Here is a 24075-nt window from a genome sequence, read left to right as displayed (position 1 = left end):
AGGGCCAACCCGAAGGCCGGTCAAGCCGGCTCCGGCGCGGACCGCAACGGTGAAGAGGATCCCGGCGGGGAAAAAGGCGACGGGTGTTGTCGACCAAGACGCGTCGCCAGGATTCAGCACACCTCTCGAACGGCCGATCCTGGTGAGGCAGGTGACCGTGAAGTGGGCCACGCGCGAGGAAAGGCGGTCACGACCGACATGTCGCGGTCATCCCCAGCGCCATTTCGGCGGCTCGCCTTTCAGCCAGCAAATCCCGAGCAGGCCGAGGCTCAGAACCCCGGTGGACGCGAGAAACGCGCCTGGAGTGCGGTCTGGGCGGAGAACGATGACGGCGAGGCCGAGCAGGAGGAAGTACGCGATGAGAACCGCCCAGCCTGGCCAGCGAGTCGGCATGTCCCAACCCCCCATAGCGATTCGCCGAAAACCAGTAGACGCGCTCTCCACGCATGCAGTTGTCTCAAGGTTGAACCCCTGCACTGTGACCGGACGAGAGTTTCATCGGTACGTCGGTGCTGGACGCGTTCTGCCAGTCATCGAATCGGTCAAGTCGCGGTGGCTGACCTTCAATCTGCCAAGCCAAGGGTGAGCAAGACGCACAGGTTGACCAAACTATGGGGTATGGCTGCGGCCAAGTACGCACTGGTTCGAGAGTGCTGCCTCCAAGACATGTAGGCGGCCGAGAACACGAAGAAGCTCCACCCGGTCCCGAAGGTCCGAATCGGGCCATCGAGGCCGTGCGCGACCCCCCATAGAACAGCAGAGACGACCGCCACACGCATCGGCCGCTTGACGAAGCGCTGCAGAAACCAAAGGCCGGCCGCCAGAGCGAAGGTCTCAACGATCGGCCCGATGAGCACAAGTCTTGCGAGCCAGGTCCAGGTCAACTGAGGGTCAAAGCTCGGCGACAAGCGCAGCGAGTCAACCCCCGCGAGCTTCAACGCCAAAATGATGAGAGCGCTGATGAGTAGCGAGGGCCCAAGGGCCAGAGGCGCCGCGACCAAACAAAATCGCCAAAGGGGACGCCGCGGCCTGAACAAGAAGCGTCCAACCCATTCGCTGGTTCTTCTCCATAGACGGGGGCTTGCGCCATCGCCGACAGGCGCAAAGGATGGCGGACGGGGCGGAAAATTCTCTCCCCGTTCTCTGAAAATCTGCTCAATCGCGTCATGCGCTTCGCTTGCCAGTTCGCTACCAAGCGCCCTGCGTTTGAGCAAGTATTCCGAACTGTAGGGCGAGTACTGTTCCTTGAATCCAGCTGTCAGCCTCGCGTCACCCGACATGCTCGGCATTCCCTCGATTTCCTTTCCATAAGTCAACACCGGCCGGCCAGGTGGACGTCCGATGCTGACCATGCAGCCTATCAGGTTGGTACCCTTTCGTCGAAGCACCTCGCTACATGGTCGCGGCCCCTGCGTGCAGTACCAACTGCGTTGCACGGCCACCCGCACCCACCACGATGGCAAGTTGAGCATCCGACCTGCAGGAGTACCGCATCAACGATTCGCGCGCGCCGGTTGGGTCGCCTGGGTGAAGAGACGGTCGCCTTCTTCGATGATGGCGATGATGAAATCGGGTCTGAGTTCGAAGTGACCAACGACAATCGCCAACTCCGCAACCGGAAGCGGCGGCGAAATCCGCTTCTTCGCGGTGTCCCCAAGGGACGCTGCGCGAGGTATCGTTTGACGAGCCTCCGAGCATTGGGAGCGGTGCCTGCCAGCCTTCCCAGAGCACGTTGCGCGACGGACGGTCGAATACTTGAACCGTGTCGGCGTCGGGCCCCCGAACCCGTTGGGCGTCGGCGCAGGACGAGACAACTCGAGCCCGAGGACCTGAGCCAAGTAGAGCGGCTTCACAGCCTTCGTGTCGGACTCTGGGCGCCAAAACCTCATCACGCCATGGTGTCATCGATGGCGACGCGAAAGCCATGAGGACAGGAATGGATTGCTCAGGCAGCACATTCTGAAGGGCACGGACATCTCAGGTTCTCACATCGTCAACTCAAAGCGGTCGCGAGAAATTGAACGAGAGGCCGCGAAAGACGCTCGGCTTCCCTGCCTCTGCGGAGAGGCTCAGCGAATTTGTTGCATCGACCGGTTGAATCCGCAGCCGGATCGGCCCGGCGGGAGGATGCCGCAGGCCTGCAGGTTCGGGACAGCGCGCCATCCGCTGCGGCCCAGCTGTCAGCCCCTGCCCCCCGCTCAACAATTGAGACTCGCACACCATGTGAAGGGATCACGGGCCGGTTGCGACCGCGGCAACCGCACAGGCATCGTCTCACGGAGATAGCCAGGGCTCCGGCCACTTGGACAGCAGCGCCGCAGGGTCGTCGTAGACACCCATCGCGTTGCCAAAGTCGCTGTCCTTCCACCAGCCGCCACAGCGAACGATGAGGGTGGCCACGCCGGCGCGGCGCGCCGCCTCGATGTCGTACGGCGTGTCGCCGAGCATGACCACATGCCGCGCCTGCGCGCCGGTCTTTCTGAGCGCCGCGTCGACGATGTCGGGATCGGGCTTCGAGTGCTTGGCGTCCTCCGAAGTCGCCGCGTGCTCGATGAGATCGGCAACACCGGCCTGTTGAAGCAACACGTCCAGCTCGTCGCCCGCCGACGTCGCCACGATCAGCTGCAAGCCTTCGCCTCGCAGGCGCTCAAGCAGCGTCCGCGCGCCGTGCGTAGGCCTCAGGGTCGGCAGATAGCGCTCCACGAACAGCGCGGTGCGTTCCTCCAGGATCGCTGCATGGGTGGGGTGATCTTGTTGGATCCCGGTAAGTTCGGGCAGCAGCTTGTCGCCGCCCTTGCCGATGAGCGGCCGAACCTGGGCATAGGTGCAATCGTGGCCGTGGCGCTGCAACACCTCGACCCAGCTGCGCGCATGCGCGTCATTGCTGTCGAGCAGCGTGCCATCGACATCGAGCAGGACGGCCTTCAGCGTGATGCGCACAGGGGCCTCGGAAGCGGGGCCGGCCAGCGAAGGACCGGGCCAGGATCAGGAACGGTCATCCGCGTCCTCGTCTTCGTCGTTTTCCTGGACGGAGATGACCGGGCCGACGATCTCGTCCTCGACGTAGGCCAGCAGCGCCTCGTTGCCGGCCTCGTGCGCTTCGATCCACGAGCTGAACGTTTCTTCACCGGTCTCGAGGTCGAGCCAGACGGCGGGATCGTCCGTGCTTTCAAGGACCACCCAAAGGTAGTGGTGTGCAGTCGGGCTGTCGACGAAGACGGCGAGGCGGCGGTAATTTTCGGTCATTCGATCTGCTCCTGGAAGGGGGCGGCAAGGTGGGAGCGTCGCAGTGCCGGCGTCGGCTTCCGCGGGGGCTGACGAGGCACCTTAACCGGCGTGGTGCGACCTGCCTGTCAGCCGGATGCCCGAGACTTGGCCTTGGCGGCGGGTCGGCGATGCCGATCCAGATCCTTCCGACGCAAGCCCGGCCGCGGTCCCGCAACAAAGCGAAGACGAAGGCAACGCGCATCGTCCACGTCGACCGGGGCGCTCGCACCAATCCTCGCGCAGTCTGTCGCGGGTGGCGCTGCGGGTCCGCACTGCACCCAGCCCCATGCGCAGTGGGCCGGAGAGCGAAAGGCTGGAATTCGACGCCAGCGTGCACGAAAAGTGACCCGAAGCGGTGCGCGCCGCGGCAAAAGCGATGCGCGCGTCGGTCACAAGGCGGCTGGGGGCTCGCCACCGACGCAGCAGGCCATCGCGGCCTTGCGCGAGTCGTGACACGAAGCGCGCACACGGCTGCGGATATGGATCACCGGTCACGACGAGAAGAGCAAGGCTGCCGCTTCGGCGGAGATGCACCAACTGCCGCCTTGCCGCTGCGCGTCGGGCAGCGGGAGACACGCGCCCGCCGCCCGCCCCTCCCCCAACAGGCATCGATCGTCGTCACGGGAATCATTCGCATCATCTGCCTCGGTTGCACCACGCGGACAGCAAGACAAAGGGCTTCTCGCCTACAGCCTCCTGCGCGCCGCTCCGATGGGGCGCAAGGGCGCAGACGACAAACTGGTGCTTCACTCGGAGGGGCGCCACACAGCAGGGTCGCTGCGCAGACCATCCGGCCCGGCTTCGGGCCGCCATCGCATCGCCCCCTATTCGCCCGCTTTCATGGAAATTCTTATCGTCGTTGGTACGCTGACAGGTCGGGGCGGCATCGAGACCTGCATCCGCTCGTTGGCCCAAGAGGCCTGTTCCAACGGAGATCTCGTGCGGGTGCTCGCGCTGTGCGCGAGCACCGCCGATGGAAGGTGGCACGAGGGCCTGGACTACACGGAACTCGAAGATGGCTCGCCCTCGCTCAAGTGGCAGGCCCTTCGCGGTATCCCGGCGATCGCCCGAGCCTGCCGGTCCCGAGCACCGGACGCCGTGGTCGTGATCTACAGTTCCACCATCGCGTTGGTCAAGGTCGCGCTGGCGCTCACGGGTCTGCGGCGTCCCGTCGTGGCATGGCTCCATTTCTCCAACGCGCTCAAGCAGAGAACGAGTCTGCTACGGCATGCGCAAAGCCATCTGTGCATCAGCAGCGAGATCGCGCAGGCGACGGCGGCGCTGCCCGGGGTGCGCCGCGAGAGCGTCCATCTGGTCCACAACGGCACGCCCATGGCGGCCGTCGAACTCTGCGAACGCTCGCAGCAGGGCCCGCTGCGCATTGCCTATGTCGGCCGCGCCATGATGGGCGGACAAAAAAGGACCGACGACCTTCTGCGTGCGCTCGCACGTGTGGAGGGAGACTGGCGCCTCCAGATCGCCGGAACCGGCTTTCGCCGCGACGATGACGAGCAACTTGGCGCCCTGGCAGCCGAGCTCGGCATTGCGCGGCGGATCGAGTGGCTGGGATGGCGCGAGAAGCCCTGGGAGGCGCTGGGGCAGGTGGATGTGCTCGTCCTGTGCTCGGCCTATGAGGGTTTCCCGATGGTGTTGATCGAGGCGATGGCGCACGGCATCCCCTGCATCAGCACGGACTGTTCGTCGGGTCCGTCGGAAATCATCCGATCGGGAAAGAACGGCTGGCTGGTCCCACTGGGCAATGGCTCGGCGCTGACCGAAAGGCTTCAGATGGTGGTCGCTCAACCTGCGCTCTTGCCGCCGCGCAAGGAAGTGCGCGCATCGGTCAAGGATTTTGACAGCCGCGCGGTGTTTCGCCGCATCCGGCGGGCGATCGAGTCCACGATTTCGGCGCACGGCGCCGGGAGGCTTCGACCTGGCCATTGAGTGGTCGCGGCGGCATTGAACGCTCCCCGGCGCCGGGATCGGACGCAGGGCGCTCCCTTCCCTCGGGCGCGGATGCAGCAGCAGCGGTCGACCTGTACCCTCACAGTCAACTGCGGGGAGGCTCCACCCGTATCAGGCCGCTTTGCGCGACCTTTTCCCTGCGGCCTTGGCGGCTGTCTTCGTGCCCGAATGGGGCTTGGCCTTTCCCTGGGGTGCGGTGGCGCCTTCGGCGTTCCTTGCGCCCTTCTCGCTGCCGGACTTCCCACCCTTGAGGCTGCGCTGCAGCAGCGCCGTGAGGTCGATCACGTTCGCGTTCTCCTGCGGTGCCTCCTCCTCCGGCTGGATCACGGTCTCCGTGTCGCCCGCCTTGACTTTCTGGTCGACGATCTTCATCACCGCGTGCTTGAACTCGTCCTTGAAGTCCGTGGGCTCCCAGCGACCGGTCATCTCGTCGACCAGCTGCTCGGCCATCTTCATCTCCGCGGGGGTGATTTTCGCACCCTTGATCCCGTCGGCGGGCAGGTCCAGATCGGCCAGTGATTTCACCTCGTCGCCCCAGCGCAGCAGGTTCAACACGAGCGCCTGGCCCGAGGGGACCAGAACGGCAAGGTGTTGCTTGGTGGCGATGACCACCTTCGCCAGACCGACCTTGCCGGTCTTGACAAGCGCCTCGCGCAGAAGCGCATAGACCTTTTGACCCTTGTTGATCGGGGCCACGTAGTAGGGACGCTCAAGGTAGACGAAAGGGATCTCGTTTGCTTCGATGAAGCGCTGAATCTCGATCGTCTGCGTGGTGCGCGGATAAACGGCTTCGATCTCCTCGGGCGAGATGATCACGTACTTGCCGTCTTCGTACGCGACCCCTTTGACGATGTTCTCCTTGGTGATCTCCTTGCCCGTCTTCTTGTTGATCCGCTTGTAGCCCACGGGGTCCATGCTGCGCTTGTCGAGCCAGTCGAAGTCCACGCCCTGCTCGGTGGTCGCCGTATGAAGCCCCACCGGGATGTGCACCAGTCCGAAGGTGATGGCGCCCTTCCAGAGGGTTCTGCTGCCAGTGGCCATGGGTATCGTTCCTTGAGTGTGAAATCAGGAGGGCAATCCGAAGCCGAACGCGGATCGGCGACCGCTGGGGGAGCTCGGCTTCGGGCGCTGCGGCACGGCCGCGTCCCTCTCCGCATCGGCCGGCAACGCGTCGGCTGCGGCCTGTGAATCTGAATCTGCCACGTCTTCGAGGCGCGGGCCGATGTCGAGGTCGTCGATGAGCGCCTCGAGCGCGCGCAGTCCCTGGGCCATGGCGGCGTGGTAGGTCCCGGCGGCCGTTCCCGCACGTTGCAGCGTCACGAGCGCGTCGGAGTCGTCGAGCTCGCTGAGGACCCAGCGAAAAGCGCCAGCACGCGCCTCCTCGACGTGGACCGCCAGCCTGCGCAACGGGAGTGAGGAGGGGTGTGGCATGTGTGGACGCAGCCTCGGCCGAACTCGCCGCCTCCTGCGTAGGCCATTGGCGGCAGTCCCTGTCAACCTTCATGACAGTCAGCAGAGGCCGCCGCCCATGGCGGGCTGGACCGTGCCTTGCACCTCGCCCCTCGCCCGATGGCTGCAACGGCTGCCGGCTGATCGACAAGGTTCTGCTTGAGCGCGTCGTCGGGGGCTGCCGATGACACGAGGGGCGGAGCGATCGGGGTCGTCGCCTACGCCACGGCGCCAGGCACCTGTCATGCTGGTGCCATGAGCAAGTCCCCTCATACGCACGTCGAGCGGGGAGCCGGGCACCCGCCCGCGGGCGCCAGGATCCCGGTCAGGCGACCCAGGGCGCTGCCGTCCGCAAGGCGGCTGGTGCCGCGGGCCGGCGACACGTGGCAGGCCCTCACGGCAGACGACGCCGCTCGGGCGCGCGCACCGGGCCGGCACCAGCCAGGATGACGGGCACCCATGCGAGTTGCAACCTACAACATCGACGATGTGCGCAAGCGCATCGGGCCGTTGCTGGCATGGCTCGACGTGACGGCGCCGGATGTGGTGTGTTTGCAGGAGTTGAAATGTTTCGCCTCCGAGTTTCCTCGCGAACAGCTGCGCTCTGCCGGCTATGAGGCCCTGGTCGTCGGTCAGAAGGCATGGAACGGCGTCGCCATCCTGGCCAAGGGCGATCCACCGCTCGAGATTCGTCGCAGTCTCCCCGGCGATTCCGCCGATCGACAGGCCCGGTATCTCGAGGCGGCGGTCGACGGCATCGTCATCGGCTGCTGCTACATGCCCAATGGCAACCCGCAGCCCGGTCCCAAGTTCGCCTACAAGATGCAGTGGTTCGAACGCTTCAACCGGCATGCGGCCTCGCTCCTCGCAACGGGCCACCCGGTCGTGCTGGCAGGCGACTTCAACGTGGTGCCGACCGATGCGGACATCTATGCGACCCGTTCCTTCAAGGACAACGCGCTTTTGCAGCCCGAGCCCCGGGCGGCCTACCAGCAGCTTCTCGACGCCGGCTGGACGGATGCGCTGAGCCGGCAGTCACCCGACAAGTCGCTCTACACGTTCTGGAGCTACCTGCGCAACAGGTGGCCGCGAGACGCCGGCATGCGCATCGACCACCTGCTGCTCAATCCGTCCACAGCCTCGCGCATGCGTGGCGCCGGGGTCGATCGCGCCGTGCGCGGCATGGAGGGCGCGAGCGACCACGCCCCCGCCTGGGTCGACCTGGAAGACTGAGTCGCTCGGACGGCCCGCCTGCGGGTGAAGCGCTCAAGTCGCTGCGGCTCGCGCCTCGGGTCCGCGCCCTCGGCTGCTTCGCCCCGCCATGGACCGTCCCGCGGCACCCTCGCGTGCACGCGGCGGCCCTGCGGCCGCCGCTTCGCGACCGCGAGCAGCGCCAGCAGCGACTGTTGACGTCCCGGCGCGGACCAGCCCCCGGGCCGCGCGCCGAACGATCTCCTGCTGTGTGGTCGCCGACCTGCTCCGAGCCCGGCGTCTTCGGGCACATCCCGGCGGACCGAGAACGACGGCGCGGCCCACTGGCGTCGGCATCGACGGGTCCGAGCTGTTGAGACCAGGCAGCGGGGTGCACGCCTCGCGTAGGGTCTCGGCTGTCAGGAACAAGCGCGAAAGTCCGAGCGGGAACCCTTCACGGGTGTCGCAGAAGGGTTCTGCTTCGCGATGATGGCCGAGCTTTGATGCGTCTGGCCTGTGACCTGCACAACGGATTGAATGAATCGGGAGTCTGCTCGCTATGTATCGCTACATCGGTTCGATCGATGATCTGGCCCAGGTGCCGGACGAGGAACTCGCCCAATGCATGGCGGCATTACGCAAGGCCATCGAGACCGCCAGGACCCAGCACCTTCAGGACATCCGGGACGGCCGGGTCCCAAAGAATGCTCGCTTCCATTTTGAGGCCTACCACTGGCTTCCTCGCCAAAGTCGAATCGCCCATCCCCACCCGGAGATGCAGATTGACGACATGCCCTTTCGACCCGCTGTCAGGGACGCCCTGCATGATCTGGGCATCTACCGCGTGGTGGACCTGACGCTCATCAGGGCAGAGGAACTCTTCGAACACCCTTGCCTGGCGCCGGAGAGCATTGTGCTTCTGAGCGAAATGCTCCGTGCGGCGGGACTGGACTTCCTGGACGGCGCCAGGTCGTCGCCGCCTTCGCATTCCGGCCTGGAGCCGGCAAACGAAGACGCAGGCACGAACGGGCAGTCCACAGGCCGACCCGCTGCGCGCGCGCCGAAGGCGGGATGAATCTTCGGGGTTCCCTGAGCCGCGCAGCGGTATGTCCATCGACGGACTGCATGAAAACAGACCGCACGCCGCCGTCCAGCGAGGTGCTCACCCTTGGGGCACAGCCGGTCGCAGGCCTCTCGTCTCCGCCCGGAGTCGTGCGTCATCTTCGGGACGCGGCCCGCCACGACAGGGTTGCCGGGTAAAATTTCAACTCATGCCCGACTCCCTGATGTCCCCCGACGGCCTGCGCTATGTCAAGAAGGTGCCGGGTTCCGCCATCACGGCGCCACACACCGAATCGAAGATGTCGTGCTTCAAGTGCGGCAGGTTTGTTCTGCGTGCCGAGATGTCGACGCGCCGTTTTCTGGGCAAGAACCATCTGGTTTGTGCGCCGCGGTGTGGCTAGCGGGCAGCGGAGAGCGGCGCCGACCTGGCCGCGGACTCGTCGCACGCGGGCTTGCGCCGGTTTGCATCGGCGAGGGATCGACCGGAACGGGTGGAGCACCATCGCCCCACGGATCAACGCGTTCGGCCCGCGGCTCGGGCCGGCCAGGGCGCTGGCCAGAGCGAAATCCTCGAGACGGCCGGGACGCCGTTCGATCACTGGCTGCGGCCTCGGTGGGTGCGCAGCGTCATCGCCGCGACGCCAGCAATGGTGAATCCAAGACCCAGCCATGCCGTGGTGGAAAGTCGTTCGCCAAGGAACACCGCGCCGATTGCCACTCCGATCGGTATCCTCAAGTAGGCTTGCGTGGCGGTCGTCAGGGGGCCCAGGGTGTGAATGAGCCGGAAGTAGATGGTGAATGCCAATGCCGTCGAGAGGACCGCGAGCGCCAGGACCGCCATCACCGAGTCGGCAGCGGGCACCAAGGTCCAGGGGCGGTCCATCGCCAGGCTGGCGGGCAGCAGCAGCGCCGCGCCGCTGAGCAACGAGCCCGCCGCCGGCACCATGGGATCGAGGCCCTTGAAGACGCGGCCGTACATCGCCGCACAGCCATAGCAGACGGCCGCGGCCACCAGCGCCAGCTGCGCGACCAAGGAATCCCCGAGTCCGCGCAACGCTTCGGCGCCCACGATCAGGCAGATGCCCGCCAGCCCCGCGCCCACACCGGCCAGTCGTAGCGGCGAGAACATTTCCGCGCCGCGCAGTCCCCTGCTGAGCAGGTAAATGAAGATCGGGGAGGTGGAACTGAGGATGATCGCGAGGCCCGCCTCCACGCTGCGCTCGGCCCACGCGATCAGCGTGAATGGCAGCACGCTGTTGAAGCACGCCTGCAGCGAAAAGCTTCGCCAATTCGCCGGATCGCGAGGAAGCCGCACGCGGCGCAGCCGCAACACAGCCAGGAGCAGCAGGCCTGCGACCAGGGTGCGCGCCGCCATCAACGTGAGTGGTGGAATGGTCGTGACCCCGACCCTGATGAAGGTGTAGGAGGCGCCCCAGAGGGTGGCCAGCAGTGCCAACAGGGCCCATTCGGTGACCGGCAGGGTTTGGAACGCGCCAGGGGCGGTTTCGAGTTTTGGGGTTGGCATGGTCGGCGCATGATCGCGTGCACGCGCCTTCTATACTTCGGCTGCGAGCGAAGCGTGCATGTCAAGGTCGGGATGATCTCTTCCGCCGCCGCGCAAGTCCCACCCGACCCAGCGACGCCCCGATGGCGCTTGAGGAGCTGCTCCTCGGCGGTCGGCTGGGAGCGTAGCAACCATCAACCTGCTCGACAGGTACAGCGGTCGTAGCCCGTGCGCAGATTCTGGATCTTGTTGGACGCGCGCCGCCGAGGACTGGGACCACCGACGAGTGACATGCAAGGCAAGCCTTTCTGCGGACGCCGCGTCGATGGAAGATCCGGCTTCGCAGTCGGTCTCGGCAGCGGACCAGCGAGCGGAAGGGGTCGCCGTCCGGAAGCGCTTCGAGGCCGCAGCCGAGCGCGGCGAGGACCGGGCGATGAAGGGGCGCAGCCCGGGAGCCCAGTCGGCGAACGCGCGAGCCAGGCGTCGCACAGGAGGTGGCTCGCATGGCGGGTCCGCCGCGACAGGCCCGCGTTGGGCGCATGCCCACCGACGCGGCAGCCCCCAGTCAGACCTGCGGCCCTGCGCAGTCCGCGTTCGATCCGTCCGCCTCCTCTTGGTGGTCTGGCGTTCGGGCTGCGACCGGCCGCCCGGGAACCGCTCGATACAAACTTGGCGCACTGGCCGCGCTGTTGGGCGCATAGTCGCTGTCCCGACGTTCCGACATGCCAACACAGATGCCAGAAGCGAGCACGGATTTGCTGGAGACCTTTGCGGATGCGTGGAATCGACATGACGTCGATGCGTTGATGTCGTGCATGACCCAGGACTGCGTGTTCGAGTCGTCTGCGGGCCCGGACATCTGCGGCACGCGCTCCGTCGGCAGTGAGGCCGTGCGCGCGGCCTTCGCGAAGGTGTGGGCAGACTTTCCGGATGCCCATTGGGGGGACGCGCGCCACTTCGTCCATGGCGACCGGGGTGTTTCGGAATGGACGTTCACCGGAACGCGAGTGGACGGTATGCACGTGGAGGTCCATGGCTGTGACCTTTTCACGCTCCGGGGCGGGAGGATCTTCCTGAAGAATTCCTACCGGAAGAATCGCCCACCGCTTGCTTGATTGCGGGCCGCGGCTTGGAGACTCAGGCTTCGCGTTCCTCGATCCAGTGCGTCTGCGCCCCGAACAGACTGTTTCTCCGCTCGACGGCATGGGCGAGCCTGGCTCGGTGAAATGGAGTGTCAGGCACCCAAAGCCGGTCGCCCTGATCGATCGGGGCCTCGACCACGGGCTGGTCCGCTTGCCGCAACCTGATCTCGATGAGTCTGCGCAAGACCTTTTGCATCGCGATGCCTCCACTTGAATGACAGGCACAAGCCGCTGCTTCGCGACGCGACATTGGGACCAGACGCGTTTGTCGTGGAAAACGCGTGCCGTCGTAGTAGGACAGGGTCCGGTAAAACTGAAATCGTCCCGCGCCGATTGGCGTCGGTCGACTGACGCCGCGGGCGGGTGGGTCAGCCGTGGCGGACAAGCCGCAGTCGTAGAGCGTGCGGATCGCCGAGCAGGTCCCGCGGCCGTCGGGCGTGATCTCGGAGCGCCGTGGCGCCCGATCGGGCACGCCCTGCGGTCATGAAGCTCAGTGCAAGGGATCCCGAGGGCAACCACTCCTCGGCGTGTTCGACGACTTGACGCGGCAGTACTGACGCGAGCTCACCGAGCGCGGCTTGATCGCGCCAGCGACGACAGGATGGCAGAGGCGTCGGACGCAGCTGGGTACGGAGACCTCCCCGCAGGTCGGAGGCAACGTCGCCGTCCGCTGCCCGCTGCCCGCGCGCGTCGCCGGTTTCGGCAGCGATCCGTCAGCGGAGATCTGACGTGGCACCGATGCGCGAACAGTAGGCAAAGAGCTCCATGAGCTCGGTCGACTTGTCGAAGACCGCATCGGCACCGAGAGCCAGCGCCTGCCGGCGCATCTCGGCGGTGGCGTAGTTGGTGAGCATCACGATGTGCGGTGGCGTTCCTTTGTCCTTGCAGGCGGCGATGACCCCGAAACCCGAGCCTTCCTTGAGAAAGAGATCGATCACGGCCAGGCGACACGTGGCGCCGTGCGCCTCCAGCCATTGCTTCGCTTCGCCCTCGCCTTCGGCAATGCCGACAACGCGCACATTGGCCAGTTCCAGCAGGGCAGGAATCAGTTGCTCGCGGATGGTCGGACTGTCCTCGACCAGGAAAGTGGCAACAGGCATGGCGCAATGGTTCCGCGACCGGCAACCTCTCCCCGGTCAAGATGACCGACGCGCACCTTACCCCATTCAGCGCCTGCAAACGTCCGCTCTTGCTCCCGCAAGCCGTAGGCGCATTCCTACAAACCCGCGGCCGCTGCAGGGTCGGCGTGCGTTCAGGTGGCGCGCACGCGAGTGCAGCGCATGTCGGAGTCCTCCTACAGGCCGATCGACGACCAGCCTGCACACTACACAACCAGAAACATGTGAGCGACGTGAAGCCGCCTCGGCGGGCGAGGATGCCCAGGCTCGCTCCTGGAGCCATCATGGACGAATTGGACCAACCGCCGGACCTCGCGCAAGGCCCGTCGATCCCGGGCAGCGAAGCGACCCGCCACGCGGGCGCGAGGGCGGGCATGTCAGCGCGGGAAGCGCTGGAGGCGGCCGAAGCGCGTTCGCGCCAGATCCTGGCATCGATCAAGGCCTTTTCGAAGGGTGACTTCCGGGCGCGTTTGCCGGGTGACTGGCCCGACACGGACGGCCGCATCGCCGAGGCCTTCAATCAGACGATCGGCCAGGCGGAACTGCTGACCCAGGAGTTCGCGCGCCTGAGCGTGACGGTGGGCAAGGAGGGGCGCCTGTCCCAACGCATCGCGGCGCCGGGCGCGCTGGGCAGCTGGGCGGCCCAGGTCGACGCGTTGAACCGGCTCGTCGACGATCTGGTGCGACCGACGACCGACATTGCGCGCACCATCGGTGCCGTCGCCAAGGGCGATCTGGGACAGTCGATGGACCTGCAGGTCGATGGCCGTGCCTTGAAGGGCGAGTTTCACCGCTCGGCCAAGCTGGTCAACTCGATGATCGAGCAACTGTCCGTGTTCACCTCCGAGGTCACGCGCGTGGCCCGCGAGGTCGGTATCGAGGGCAAGCTGGGGGGCCAGGCCCAGGTGAAGGGCGTGTCCGGGGTCTGGAAGGACCTGACCGATTCGGTCAACCAGATGGCCGGCAATCTGACGGCGCAGGTGCGCAACATCGCCGATGTCACGATCGCGGTGGCCAACGGCGACCTCTCCAAGAAGATCACGGTCGATGTCCGTGGCGAGATTCTGCAGCTCAAGGAGGCGACCAACACCATGGTCGATCAGCTGCGCTCGTTCGCCTCGGAGGTGACGCGCGTCGCGCGGGAGGTCGGCACCGACGGGCGGCTCGGCGGCCAGGCGGTGGTGCCCGGGGTGGCGGGCACCTGGAAGGACCTCACCGACTCGGTCAATTCCATGGCCAACAACCTGACTTCGCAGGTGCGCAACATCGCGACGGTCACGACGGCCGTCGCGCGGGGTGACCTGAGCCGCAAGATCACCGTGGACGTGAAGGGCGAGATCCTCGAGCTGAAGGAGACCATCAACACGATGGTCGACCAGCTCAACGGCTTCTCGTCGGAGGTGACGCGGGTGGCGCGCGAGGTCGGCACCGAGGGCAAGCTCGGCGGCCAGGCGCAGGTGCCCGGCATCGCGGGCACCTGGAAGGACCTCACCGACTCGGTGAACTCGATGGCGTCGAACCTGACCGGTCAGGTGCGCAACATCGCTGGCGTGGCGACGGCCATTGCGAAGGGTGACCTGTCCTCGAAGATCACCGTCGAGGTGAAGGGCGAGATCCTGGCGCTGAAGGAAACCATCAACACGATGGTCGACCAGCTCAACGGCTTCGCCTCCGAGGTCACGCGCGTCGCGCGCGAGGTGGGCACCGAGGGCAAGCTCGGCGGCCAGGCCCAGGTGCCCGGCGTCGCCGGCACCTGGAAGGACCTCACCGACAACGTGAACTTCATGGCCTCGAACCTCACGGGTCAGGTGCGCAACATCGCGGAGGTGACCACGGCGGTGGCCAACGGCGACCTCTCGAAGACCATCACGGTCGACGTCAAGGGCGAGATCCTCGAACTGAAGAACACCATCAACACGATGGTCGACCAGCTGAACGGCTTCGCGTCCGAGGTCACGCGGGTGGCGCGCGAGGTCGGCACCGAGGGCAAGCTGGGCGGCCAGGCGGCCGTGCCCGGGGTCGCGGGCACGTGGAAGGACCTGACCGACAGCGTGAACTTCATGGCCTCCAATCTGACGGGGCAGGTGCGCAACATCGCCGAGGTCACGACCGCGGTCGCGCGCGGCGATCTCTCCAAGAAGATCACGGCCGACGTGCGCGGCGAGATCCTCGAGCTCAAGAACACCATCAACACGATGGTCGATCAGCTCAACGGCTTTGCGGGCGAAGTGAGCCGCGTGGCGCGCGAGGTTGGCACCGAGGGTGCGCTGGGCGGGCAGGCGCAGGTGCTGGGGGTGGCGGGCACCTGGAAGGATCTGACCGACAACGTGAACTCGATGGCGTCGAACCTGACGGCGCAGGTGCGCAACATCGCCGACGTGGCGACCGCGGTCGCCAACGGCGACCTGTCCAAGAAGATCACGGTCGACGTGAAGGGCGAGATCCTCGAACTCAAGAACACGCTCAACACGATGGTCGATCAGTTGAACGGCTTCGCGTCCGAGGTGACGCGGGTGGCGCGCGAGGTCGGCACCGATGGCAAGCTCGGGGGCCAGGCGCAGGTGCGCGGTGTCGCGGGCACCTGGAAGGACCTGACCGACAACGTCAACTCGATGGCCAACAACCTGACGGGCCAGGTGCGCAACATCGCCGACGTGACGACAGCGGTCGCGCGCGGCGACCTCTCGCGCAAGATCACCGTCGAGGTCAAGGGCGAGATTCTCGAACTCAAGAACACCATCAACACGATGGTCGACCAATTGAACGGCTTCGCCTCCGAGGTCACGCGGGTGGCGCGCGAGGTCGGCACCGAGGGCAAGCTCGGCGGGCAGGCCCAGGTGCCGGGTGTGGCCGGCACCTGGAAGGACCTCACGGACAACGTGAACTTCATGGCCTCGAACCTCACGGGCCAGGTGCGCAACATCGCGGACGTGGCGACGGCGATCGCGCGGGGCGACCTCTCGCGCAAGATCACGGTGGAGGTCAAGGGCGAGATCCTCCAGCTCAAGCAGACCATGAACACCATGGTCGACCAGCTCAATGCGTTCGCGGGCGAGGTGAGTCGGGTGGCGCGCGAGGTCGGCACCGATGGCAAGCTCGGCGGCCAGGCCGCGGTGGAGGGCGTGGCCGGGACCTGGAAGGACCTGACCGACAACGTCAACTCGATGGCATCGAATCTCACGGGCCAGGTGCGCAACATCGCCGAGGTGACGATCGCGGTGGCCAACGGCGACCTGTCGAAGAAGATCACGGTGGACGTGCGCGGGGAGATCCTCGAGCTCAAGGAGACCATCAACACGATGGTCGACCAGTTGCGTTCCTTCGCGGCCGAGGTCAGCCGCGTGGCCCGCGAGGTCGGCACCGACGGCAAGCTCGGCGGGCAGGCCCAGGTGCCCGGTGTCGCCGGGACCTGGAAGGACCTCACGGACAACGTGAACTCGATGGCCAACAACCTCACGGGCCAGGTCCGCAACATCGCCGACGTGGCGACGGCGATCGCGCGGGGTGACCTGGGTCGCAAGATCACCGTCGACGTCAAGGGTGAAATCCTGCAGCTCAAGGAGACCATCAACACGATGGTCGACCAGCTGTCGGCCTTCGCTTCGGAAGTGACGCGGGTCGCGCGCGAGGTCGGGACCGAGGGCAAGCTCGGAGGCCAGGCCGCCGTCCCCGGGGTCGCGGGCACCTGGAAGGACCTGACCGACAACGTGAACTCCATGGCCTCGAACCTCACGGGCCAGGTGCGCAACATCGCCGAGGTGACGATCGCGGTGGCCAACGGCGACCTCTCCAAGAAGATCACGGTCGACGTGCGGGGCGAAATCCTTCAGCTCAAGGAGACCATCAACACGATGGTCGAGCAGTTGCGCTCCTTCGCCTCCGAGGTCACGCGGGTCGCGCGGGAGGTCGGCACCGAGGGCCGACTGGGGGTGCAGGCCGTGGTGCCGGGCGTCGCCGGTACCTGGAAGGACCTGACCGACTCGGTCAACACGATGGGGGCCAACCTGACCTCCCAGGTGCGCAACATCGCCGAGGTCACGACCGCGGTGGCGCGCGGCGACCTGAATCGCAAGATCACGGTCGACGTGAAGGGCGAGATCCTCGAACTCAAGAACACGATCAACACCATGGTCGACCAGCTCAACTCCTTTGCCGGCGAAGTCACGCGCGTCGCGCGCGAGGTCGGCACGGAGGGCAAGCTGGGCGGGCAGGCGCAGGTCAGCGGCGTGGGCGGCACCTGGAAGGACCTGACCGACAACGTGAACTTCATGGCCTCGAACCTCACCGAGCAGGTTCGCGGCATCGTCAAGGTCGTGACGGCGGTCGCCGACGGCAACCTCACGCAGCGCCTGACGGTCCAGGCCAAGGGCGAGGTGGCGGCGCTGGCGGACACCATCAACGGCATGACCGACACGCTCGCGACCTTCGCCGACCAGGTCACGAACGTGGCGCGCGAGGTGGGGGTGGACGGCCGGCTCGGCGGGCAGGCCAACGTGCCGGGCGCGGCGGGCACCTGGAAGGATCTGACGGGCAACGTGAACCTGCTCGCGGCCAACCTCACCACGCAGGTGCGTGCCATCGCGGAAGTCGCCACGGCCGTGACCAAGGGCGATCTGACGCGCTCGATCCAGGTTGATGCCAAGGGCGAGGTGTCCGAGCTCAAGGACAACATCAACACGATGATCTCCAACCTGCGCGAGACCACCGAACGCAACCGTGAGCAGGATTGGCTCAAGACCAACCTCGCGCGCTTCACGGGCATGCTGCAGGGCCAGCGCGACCTGAGCACGGTCGGCAAGATGCTCCTGTCGGAACTGGCGCCGCTGGTGCACGCCCACCAGGGGACCGTGTATCACCACACGGGCGAAGACGGCAACGCGGGCCGGCTGGCGCTGTTGTCGAGCTATGCGCAGGCCGGCCAGCTTCGCCTGGCCGACACGATCGGACTGGGCGAAGGCCTGGTGGGCCAGTGCGCGCTGGAACAGAAGCGGATCCTGCTGAACAACGCACCGCCCACCTTCGTGGAGATCGGCTCGAGCCTGGGCGAGGCCCGCAGCCTGAATGTCGTGGTGTTGCCGGTGCTCTTCGAGCGCCACACCAAGGCGGTGATCGAGCTGGCGTCTTTGCAGCCGTTCACGGCGGTGAATCTGAATTTTCTCGACCAGCTGGCGCTCGGCATCGGCGCGGTCTTCAACACCATCGAGGCCACCATGCGCACCGAGGGGCTGCTCACGCAGTCGCAGCAGCTCACGGCGGAACTCCAGTCGCGGCAGAGCGAGCTGCAGCAGACCAACGAGGAGCTCGGCACCAAGGCCCGGCTGCTGGCCGAGCAGAACGCGGAAGTCGAGCGCAAGAACGCCGAGGTCGAGCAGGCACGTGGGGCGCTCGAGGAGAAGGCATCCGAGCTGGCCCTGACCTCCAAGTACAAGTCCGAATTTCTCGCGAACATGTCGCACGAGCTGCGCACGCCGCTGAACTCGATCCTGATCCTGAGCCAGCAGCTCGCCGAGAACGCGCCCGGCACGCTGTCGAGCAAGCAGGTGGAGTTCTCGCGCAACATCAACTCCTCCGGCACCGACCTGCTGCACCTGATCAATGACATCCTGGACCTGTCGAAGATCGAGTCCGGCACCGTCACCGTCGATATCGAGGAGATCAGCTTCGCGGGTCTGCGCGACAACATCGATCGCAACTTCCGCCACGTGGCGGAGGCGAAGAATCTGCCGTTTCACATCCGATTCGAAAGCGACCTGCCGCGTTCGATGGCCAGCGATTCGAAGCGACTGCAGCAGATCCTGAAGAACCTGCTGTCCAACGCGGTCAAGTTCACGGCCCAGGGTCAGGTCGAGGTTCGCGTCGGCCTGGCGACGCAGGGCTGGAGCCTGGACCATCCGGTGCTGCGCCAGGCGCAGCATGTCGTGGCGTTCGCGGTCGAAGACACGGGGATCGGGGTCGCACCGGAGAAGCAGCGGCTCATCTTCGAGGCTTTCCAGCAGGCCGATGCCGGCACGTCGCGCAAGTACGGCGGCACGGGTCTTGGGCTGGCGATCAGCCGCGAGCTGGCGATGCTGCTGGGCGGGGAGATCCGTCTGACGAGCGTGTTCGGGCAGGGCAGCGTCTTCACGCTCTACCTGCCGCTGCACTACGCGGGCACCGAGTCACCGGGGGTGTCGCGCGTCGCGCCGGCCAGCGCCGAGGGGTCGACCCGCGCCCTCACGGCGTTGCCGATCGCGCGCGAGGACCACGTGGCCGACGACCGGGACGACGTCGTGCCGGGAGACCCGGTGCTGCTGATCATCGACGACGACCCCCATTACGCGCGCGTGCTGCTGGGTCTGGCCAGGGAGAAAGGCTTCAAGGGCATTGTCGCGAACAAGGGCGCCTACGGGTTGGCGTTGGCCCGCCAGTACGTGCCCGCGGCCATTTCGCTGGACATCGTGCTGCCCGACATGCTCGGATGGACGGTGCTCAACCAGCTCAAGCTGGATCCGGCCCTGCGCCACATTCCGGTCCAGATCATCAGCATCGAGGCGGAGCAGCAGCACGGCCTGGCGCACGGGGCGTTCGCCTACCTCGTGAAGGAGCCGACCACCGACGGCCTCGAATCGGCCTTCGAGCGCATCAAGGCGTTCATCATGCCGCGCACCCGTCGCCTGCTGATCGTCGAGGACAACGACATCGAGCGCAACGCGGTCATGGAGCTTCTGGGTCACAGTGACATCGAGATCGTGGGCGTCTCCACCGGCGAGGACGCGCTGGCCGCGCTGCGTCACCAGGGTTTCGACTGCGTCGTTCTCGACCTGCGCTTGCCCGACATGACGGGCTTCGAGCTGTTGGAACGGCTGAAGGCCGAGCCGCGGCTGGCCGCGGTGCCGGTCGTCGTCTACACCGGCAAGGAGCTCACGCCGCAGGAGCAGGCGCTGCTGAACACGATGTCCAAGAGCATCGTGCTGAAGGATGTCCGGTCGCCCGAGCGCCTGCTCGACGAAACCGCCCTCTTCCTGCACCGTGTCGTGACCGAGCTGCCGGCGGCCAAGCAGGCGCTGCTCGAGCGTCTGCACAGCTCGGCCGAGATCCTGCGCGGGCGCAAGGTGCTGGTGGTCGACGACGACATCCGCAACATCTTTGCGCTGACTTCGGTGCTGGAGAACCACGACGTGCTCGTCGCGAGTGCGACGAACGGGCGTCAGGCGATCGAACTCCTCGCGCAGGAGGGGGACCTGTCGATGGTGCTGATGGACATCATGATGCCGGAGATGGATGGCTACGAGACCATGCGCGAGATCCGCAAGGACCCGCGCTTCCGGACGCTGCCGATCCTGGCCTTGACGGCCAAGGCCATGAAGGGCGATCGCGAGAAATGCCTGGAAGCGGGTGCGAGCGACTACATTGCGAAGCCGGTCAACACCGACCAGCTGCTGTCGCTGATGCGAGTGTGGCTGTTCCGTTGACCGAACGACCATGAACGACCCTCTCCAGCCTCGCGCGGTCACGCGCCTTCGCGGAGCCCGATCACACTGGACCTCGACCGGCGTTACGCCCTCTCCATCATGACCCCCGAAAACCCCACGCCCGCTGCGGTCGAGCCGGTCAACATCCTGCTGGTCGACGACGAGCCGGTCAATCTGACGGTGCTCGAGACCGTGCTCGAGGACGCGGGTTACCGGCTGATCCATGCGTCGTCGGGCGAGCAGGCCCTGCTGGCCTTGATGACCCACGAGTTCGCGGTCTTGGTGCTGGACGTCAACATGCCGGACATGACGGGCTTCGAGCTGGCGACCTTGATCAAGCAGCGCAGGAAGACCGCGCAGGTCCCGATCATTTTCCTGACCGCCTATTTCAACGACGAGCAGCATGTCGCGGCGGGCTATGGGACGGGGGCCGTGGACTACCTGCACAAGCCCGTGAACGTCGACATCCTGCGCTCGAAGGTGGCAGTCTTCGCCGATCTCTACCGCAAGGAGCGTGCACTGCAGGCGGCGAACAGCGCATTGCAGGGCGAAGTGGCGGAGCGACGCAGCGCACAGGAGCGGCTGCGTCTTCTGAACGAAACGCTGGAGCGGCGGGTGCTTGATCGCACCACCGCCTTGCGCGCGAGCGAATCCGAGCTGCGCGAGGCCAATCGGCGCAAGGACGAGTTCCTTGCGATCCTGGCGCATGAACTGCGCAACCCGTTGGCGCCGGTCGGCTACGCGGTGCGCCTGCTGCGGTTGAAGGCGGCGGCGAATCCGGACGTGGAGCGGGCGACGCAACTGATCGACCGGCAGGTGAAGGTCATGGGCCGTTTGATCGACGATCTGATGGACGTCAGCCGGATCAGCCAGGGAAAGATCGAGCTGCAACGCCAGCGCATCGCGATCGCCGGGGTGCTCCACGACGCGATCGAAGGGGTGCGCCCCCTGATCGACGAAGCCAGTCATACCCTGAAGGTCGACCTCCCCGCCGAAGAGCTGGCGCTGCACGCCGACGCCACGCGGCTGTCGCAGGCGTTCATGAACCTCATTCACAACGCGGCGAAGTACATGGACAAGGGCGGGCGCATCGACGTCGGCGTCCAGCGCGAGGCGAGCGAGGTGGTGGTCTCGTTCCGCGACACCGGCATCGGCATTGCGACGGATCGCCTCGACAGCATTTTCGAGATGTTCTCGCAGGTCGAAACGGCGTTGTCGCGTTCGCGCGGCGGGCTGGGCATCGGCCTGTCCTTGACCCGTCGTTTGCTGGAACTGCATGGTGGCAGCATTACCGCGCGCAGCGCGGGTCATGGACAGGGCAGCGAGTTCATCGTGCGGCTGCCCCTCGCGGACGCCTTCGAAGACGCTCCGATGCCGGCGCAGGGGGTGACGCCCGCGGCGAAGCCCGCCGGCACGCTTCGCATCCTGGTTGCTGACGACAGCCGGGATTGCGTGGAAACGCTCACCGAGCTTCTGACGGCCCTCGGTCACACGGTACGCGGTGTGTTCAGCGGCCATGAAGCCATGCGGGCGATGAAGGACTTCGAGCCGCAGCTGGTGCTGCTCGACATCGGCATGCCTGGACTGAACGGGTACGACACATGTCGGGCGATCCGCGGGCAGCCCGGGGGCGCGCGCGTGGTGATGTGCGCGGTGACCGGCTGGGGCCAACCCGACGACGTGCGCAAGGCGACGGAGGCCGGTTTCGACGAGCATCTGGTCAAGCCGGTGGATCCGGACGCGTTGGTGGCCCTGCTGAGCCACGCCCGCTGGTCGTTGCCGGCCAAGCCGACGCCGTAGGCGCGAATCAGGTGGACGGGTCGGCTCGACCACGGCAGGTGCGGGCCCTACTTCACAAAAACCTGGATCGGTTCAGAGTGAATGTCCGGTCGACCCGAGGGGGAATGGCATGGGCGTCGCGTATTTGTTGTTCGGTGGCTTGACGGTCCTCGTGATGGGGGGCTGTCTTCTGGACCTGAGCTGGCGGGTGCCGCTCCTGGAGGGCTCGATGGCGGCGCAGCTCAGGCGCTCGGCGGAGACGATTCGCGGCGCCCCCCTGGACTGAGGGCGCCGTGATGCTGGTCGCGCAGCGGCGGTGCAAGGAGCTGGCTAGTCGGTGCTGGAAGCGTGGCGAGCGGGATCGAGTGACCGCTCCGCCTCGAGCCAGTCTTCCACTTCGTGCCCCGGCTCGCCGCCGCGCCGCTCCCATGCGGCATAGGCGGCCGCGCGGATGCGCGCTTGCCGGTCCTCCTCTTCGTCAGACGCGCCGGACTGCAACGGGGCTTCGCCAGCGTCGGTCGAACTGGAGTGGGGATCGATGCCCTGGATCGGATGGTTCGTCAGGTCGTCGCCGACCTTGACGATCTTGCTTTCATTGGCCTCGTCGCGGAACTCCGCCGGCGCGTGCTCGGTGGCCTGCTCCATGCTGCGCTTGACGGCTTCGCGCTCCGACTCGGTGCGGTTCTGCGGGTTCCGGGTGTTCATGGGGGGTGGGTTCCTGAAATGTGAATCGCCGCCGCGGCTGCGGCGTACTTTGAGTGGAGGTCCGTGGGCGCGGCGCCGGCATCAGCAGATCGTGCATGTCGGTGTAGGGCCTGTCCCGCGTGGGATGACTCAGTTCCGGTGCAACACCTTCATCGAGGTTTTGCATCAACACTTCCATGGAGTGGAAAAAGGCGCAGGTGACCGACCGTGACACTTCAATCTGGGGGAAGCGGCGGAACGCGGCGACCCCACGTCACCAGGACAAGGTTTATCGTCGTTGTCGTGGTCATCACGATGACCGGAGGGGATACGGCCGCATTGGCGCGTCGGTCGTCCGATCACCAGCTTCATCAGCAGGATGCGGTTTCCCCGGATCTCGATGCCCGCAAGCGCCCCAGCAGCCACACCGTGGCCCAGGCGTAGAGCGCCACGCCGACGAACAGGCCGACGCGGATCGCCGAAGCGGTGTAGACGTCCTTGCCGTTCGCGCTGTCCTCGATGGCGGGTCCCAGGAGAATCAGCATGGTCACGAGCGCATTGCTCCAGAAGGAAGGTGCAAGCGACGTCGACTTGACTCCGAACAGTCGCGCGCCAGTCCACAGCGCGGCGGCCGCCATCCACAGCATCAGCATCCACAGGTTCGGGCGCAGTGTCAGTCCGAACCAGAGCAGCGCCGCCATCGCCGCTCCCATGAACGTGGATCCCACCAGTTCCCGCCCAGCCGTGCGGGCGTCCGCCGAGCTCGCCTGCTGGCCCAGCGTCACCGTCTTGATGATGGCCGCGAGGTAGGAGCCCGGATTGCCCAGGGCCAGCACGAACACGGGCAAGACGACCAGCGTGGCGCGCAAGGCGGCCCAGTTCGCCTCTGCGGGCGCGGCGCGGGCCGGCGCCGATTGCGTCGGGAAGGCCACCGGCGCGTCCGGAAAGAGAGCGTGCGAGATTCCGCCCACGAAGACACCGGTGCCGAGTCCCACCGCCAGAGCGACGGCGAGGACCGACGCCAGGGCCTGGTCCGCCACGCCTGCCACCGGGATGACGGTGAAGGCGATCACCAGGATGATCGTCAGCGGATTCGCGCTGCGTGCTCCGGCGAAGAACACGGCATACAGCAAGACCCCGGTGAGCAGCACCCCCGTGGTGGCATAGTTCTCGAGGATCGGCACCATCAGGACCCCCGTCAGCAACAAAGCGCCGATGACGAGCGCCAGCACCGAGCCCTTGACGAAGGGGATCGGTGGCCCGGGCTTGCACAGCAGCAGCACCGTCATCACGCAGACCACGAAGGGCGCCGGCAGCGCCAGGCCGTAGGCGATCAGCACGGCCAGGCCCACGCCGATGGCCAAGCGCAGCACCGCCTTGTCAGCCCGGTCCATGGTGCCCGATCAGTAGAGGTAGGACAGGTAGCTCATGAGGCCGATGTAGAGGGCCCCGAGCCGGTTCAT

At 66.3% G+C, this 24075-nt stretch carries 17 protein-coding genes and 1 pseudogene; 8 read left to right on the top strand and 10 right to left on the bottom strand.

Annotated features, from left to right (window positions below):
• Window positions 1–563: 563 nt before the first annotated feature.
• Window positions 564–1352: a CPBP family intramembrane glutamic endopeptidase gene (locus tag QTI45_RS34035; protein WP_286657487.1), complete on the bottom strand. Its 789-nt coding sequence runs from the start codon at window positions 1350–1352 to the stop codon at window positions 564–566.
• A gap of 556 nt (window positions 1353–1908) precedes the next feature.
• Between QTI45_RS34035 and QTI45_RS35575 the strand changes: the two are divergent.
• Window positions 1909–2098, top strand: a pseudogene (locus QTI45_RS35575) (IS30 family transposase); the annotation flags it as partial.
• 176 nt (window positions 2099–2274) lie between these two features.
• On the opposite strand, the gene QTI45_RS34030 reads toward QTI45_RS35575, so the two are convergent.
• Together QTI45_RS34030 and QTI45_RS34025 are read right to left on the bottom strand one after the other, a co-directional pair.
• Window positions 2275–2940, bottom strand: a complete 666-nt coding sequence (locus QTI45_RS34030) for an HAD family hydrolase (RefSeq protein ID WP_286657486.1) — start codon at window positions 2938–2940, stop codon at window positions 2275–2277.
• A 45-nt stretch (window positions 2941–2985) separates the two neighbouring features.
• The gene (locus QTI45_RS34025; RefSeq protein ID WP_286657485.1) at window positions 2986–3246 is read right to left on the bottom strand and encodes a hypothetical protein; all 261 of its coding nucleotides are present in this window, start codon (window positions 3244–3246) and stop codon (window positions 2986–2988) included.
• 861 nt (window positions 3247–4107) lie between these two features.
• Here QTI45_RS34025 and QTI45_RS34020 point away from each other — a divergent pair.
• The gene (locus tag QTI45_RS34020) at window positions 4108–5211 is read left to right on the top strand and encodes a glycosyltransferase (RefSeq protein WP_286657484.1); all 1104 of its coding nucleotides are present in this window, start codon (window positions 4108–4110) and stop codon (window positions 5209–5211) included.
• 132 nt (window positions 5212–5343) lie between these two features.
• Here QTI45_RS34020 and ku read toward each other — a convergent pair whose 3' ends face one another.
• Window positions 5344–6273, bottom strand: a complete 930-nt coding sequence (gene ku, locus QTI45_RS34015; RefSeq protein ID WP_286657483.1) for a non-homologous end joining protein Ku — start codon at window positions 6271–6273, stop codon at window positions 5344–5346.
• 24 nt (window positions 6274–6297) lie between these two features.
• Window positions 6298–6663: a hypothetical protein gene (locus QTI45_RS34010; protein WP_286657482.1), complete on the bottom strand. Its 366-nt coding sequence runs from the start codon at window positions 6661–6663 to the stop codon at window positions 6298–6300.
• Between the two features lie 477 nt (window positions 6664–7140).
• On the opposite strand from QTI45_RS34010, the gene QTI45_RS34005 reads away from it, so the two are divergent.
• The 3 genes from QTI45_RS34005 (at window position 7141) to QTI45_RS33995 (ending at window position 9335) form a co-directional block, all read left to right on the top strand.
• A complete protein-coding gene (locus tag QTI45_RS34005) occupies window positions 7141–7914 on the top strand; it encodes an exodeoxyribonuclease III (protein WP_286657481.1) in 774 nt (257 codons plus the stop codon).
• Window positions 7915–8431: 517 nt separating this feature from the next.
• Entirely contained in the window at window positions 8432–8947 is a 516-nt protein-coding gene (locus tag QTI45_RS34000; protein WP_286657480.1) for a hypothetical protein, read from the top strand.
• A 196-nt stretch (window positions 8948–9143) separates the two neighbouring features.
• Window positions 9144–9335, top strand: a complete 192-nt coding sequence (locus QTI45_RS33995) for a hypothetical protein (protein ID WP_286373709.1) — start codon at window positions 9144–9146, stop codon at window positions 9333–9335.
• A 194-nt stretch (window positions 9336–9529) separates the two neighbouring features.
• On the opposite strand, the gene QTI45_RS33990 is transcribed toward QTI45_RS33995, so the two are convergent.
• Window positions 9530–10459, bottom strand: coding sequence for a DMT family transporter (locus tag QTI45_RS33990; protein ID WP_286657479.1), 930 nt, complete (start codon window positions 10457–10459; stop codon window positions 9530–9532).
• 701 nt (window positions 10460–11160) lie between these two features.
• Here QTI45_RS33990 and QTI45_RS33985 point away from each other — a divergent pair.
• Entirely contained in the window at window positions 11161–11553 is a 393-nt protein-coding gene (locus QTI45_RS33985) for a nuclear transport factor 2 family protein (RefSeq protein ID WP_286373711.1), read from the top strand.
• A 22-nt stretch (window positions 11554–11575) separates the two neighbouring features.
• On the opposite strand, the gene QTI45_RS33980 is transcribed toward QTI45_RS33985, so the two are convergent.
• On the bottom strand, window positions 11576–11776 hold the full coding sequence (locus QTI45_RS33980; RefSeq protein WP_286657478.1) for a hypothetical protein: 201 nt from the start codon (window positions 11774–11776) through the stop codon (window positions 11576–11578).
• A gap of 517 nt (window positions 11777–12293) precedes the next feature.
• Window positions 12294–12680 carry a response regulator gene (locus QTI45_RS33975; RefSeq protein ID WP_286657477.1) on the bottom strand — a complete coding sequence of 129 codons (387 nt, stop codon included), beginning with the start codon at window positions 12678–12680 and terminating at the stop codon, window positions 12294–12296.
• Window positions 12681–12982: 302 nt separating this feature from the next.
• Between QTI45_RS33975 and QTI45_RS33970 the strand changes: the two genes are divergently transcribed.
• Both QTI45_RS33970 and QTI45_RS33965 read left to right on the top strand, forming a co-directional pair.
• A complete protein-coding gene (locus QTI45_RS33970; RefSeq protein ID WP_444813340.1) occupies window positions 12983–20149 on the top strand; it encodes a HAMP domain-containing protein in 7167 nt (2388 codons plus the stop codon).
• Window positions 20150–20248: 99 nt separating this feature from the next.
• Window positions 20249–21949 carry a response regulator gene (locus QTI45_RS33965; RefSeq protein ID WP_286657476.1) on the top strand — a complete coding sequence of 567 codons (1701 nt, stop codon included), beginning with the start codon at window positions 20249–20251 and terminating at the stop codon, window positions 21947–21949.
• Between the two features lie 309 nt (window positions 21950–22258).
• On the opposite strand, the gene QTI45_RS33960 is transcribed toward QTI45_RS33965, so the two are convergent.
• Entirely contained in the window at window positions 22259–22633 is a 375-nt protein-coding gene (locus QTI45_RS33960) for a DUF2934 domain-containing protein (protein WP_286657475.1), read from the bottom strand.
• Between the two features lie 350 nt (window positions 22634–22983).
• Window positions 22984–24006 (bottom strand): DUF2955 domain-containing protein, encoded by a 1023-nt coding sequence (locus tag QTI45_RS33955; protein WP_286657474.1) that lies wholly within the window; start codon window positions 24004–24006, stop codon window positions 22984–22986.
• Window positions 24007–24075: the final 69 nt, after the last annotated feature.

The organism is Variovorax saccharolyticus (genome assembly GCF_030316765.1).
Taxonomy (GTDB): Bacteria; Pseudomonadota; Gammaproteobacteria; order Burkholderiales; family Burkholderiaceae_C; genus Variovorax; species Variovorax saccharolyticus.
Note: the sequence above shows the minus strand (reverse complement) of the source record. Positions and strands in the feature narration are given on the sequence as shown.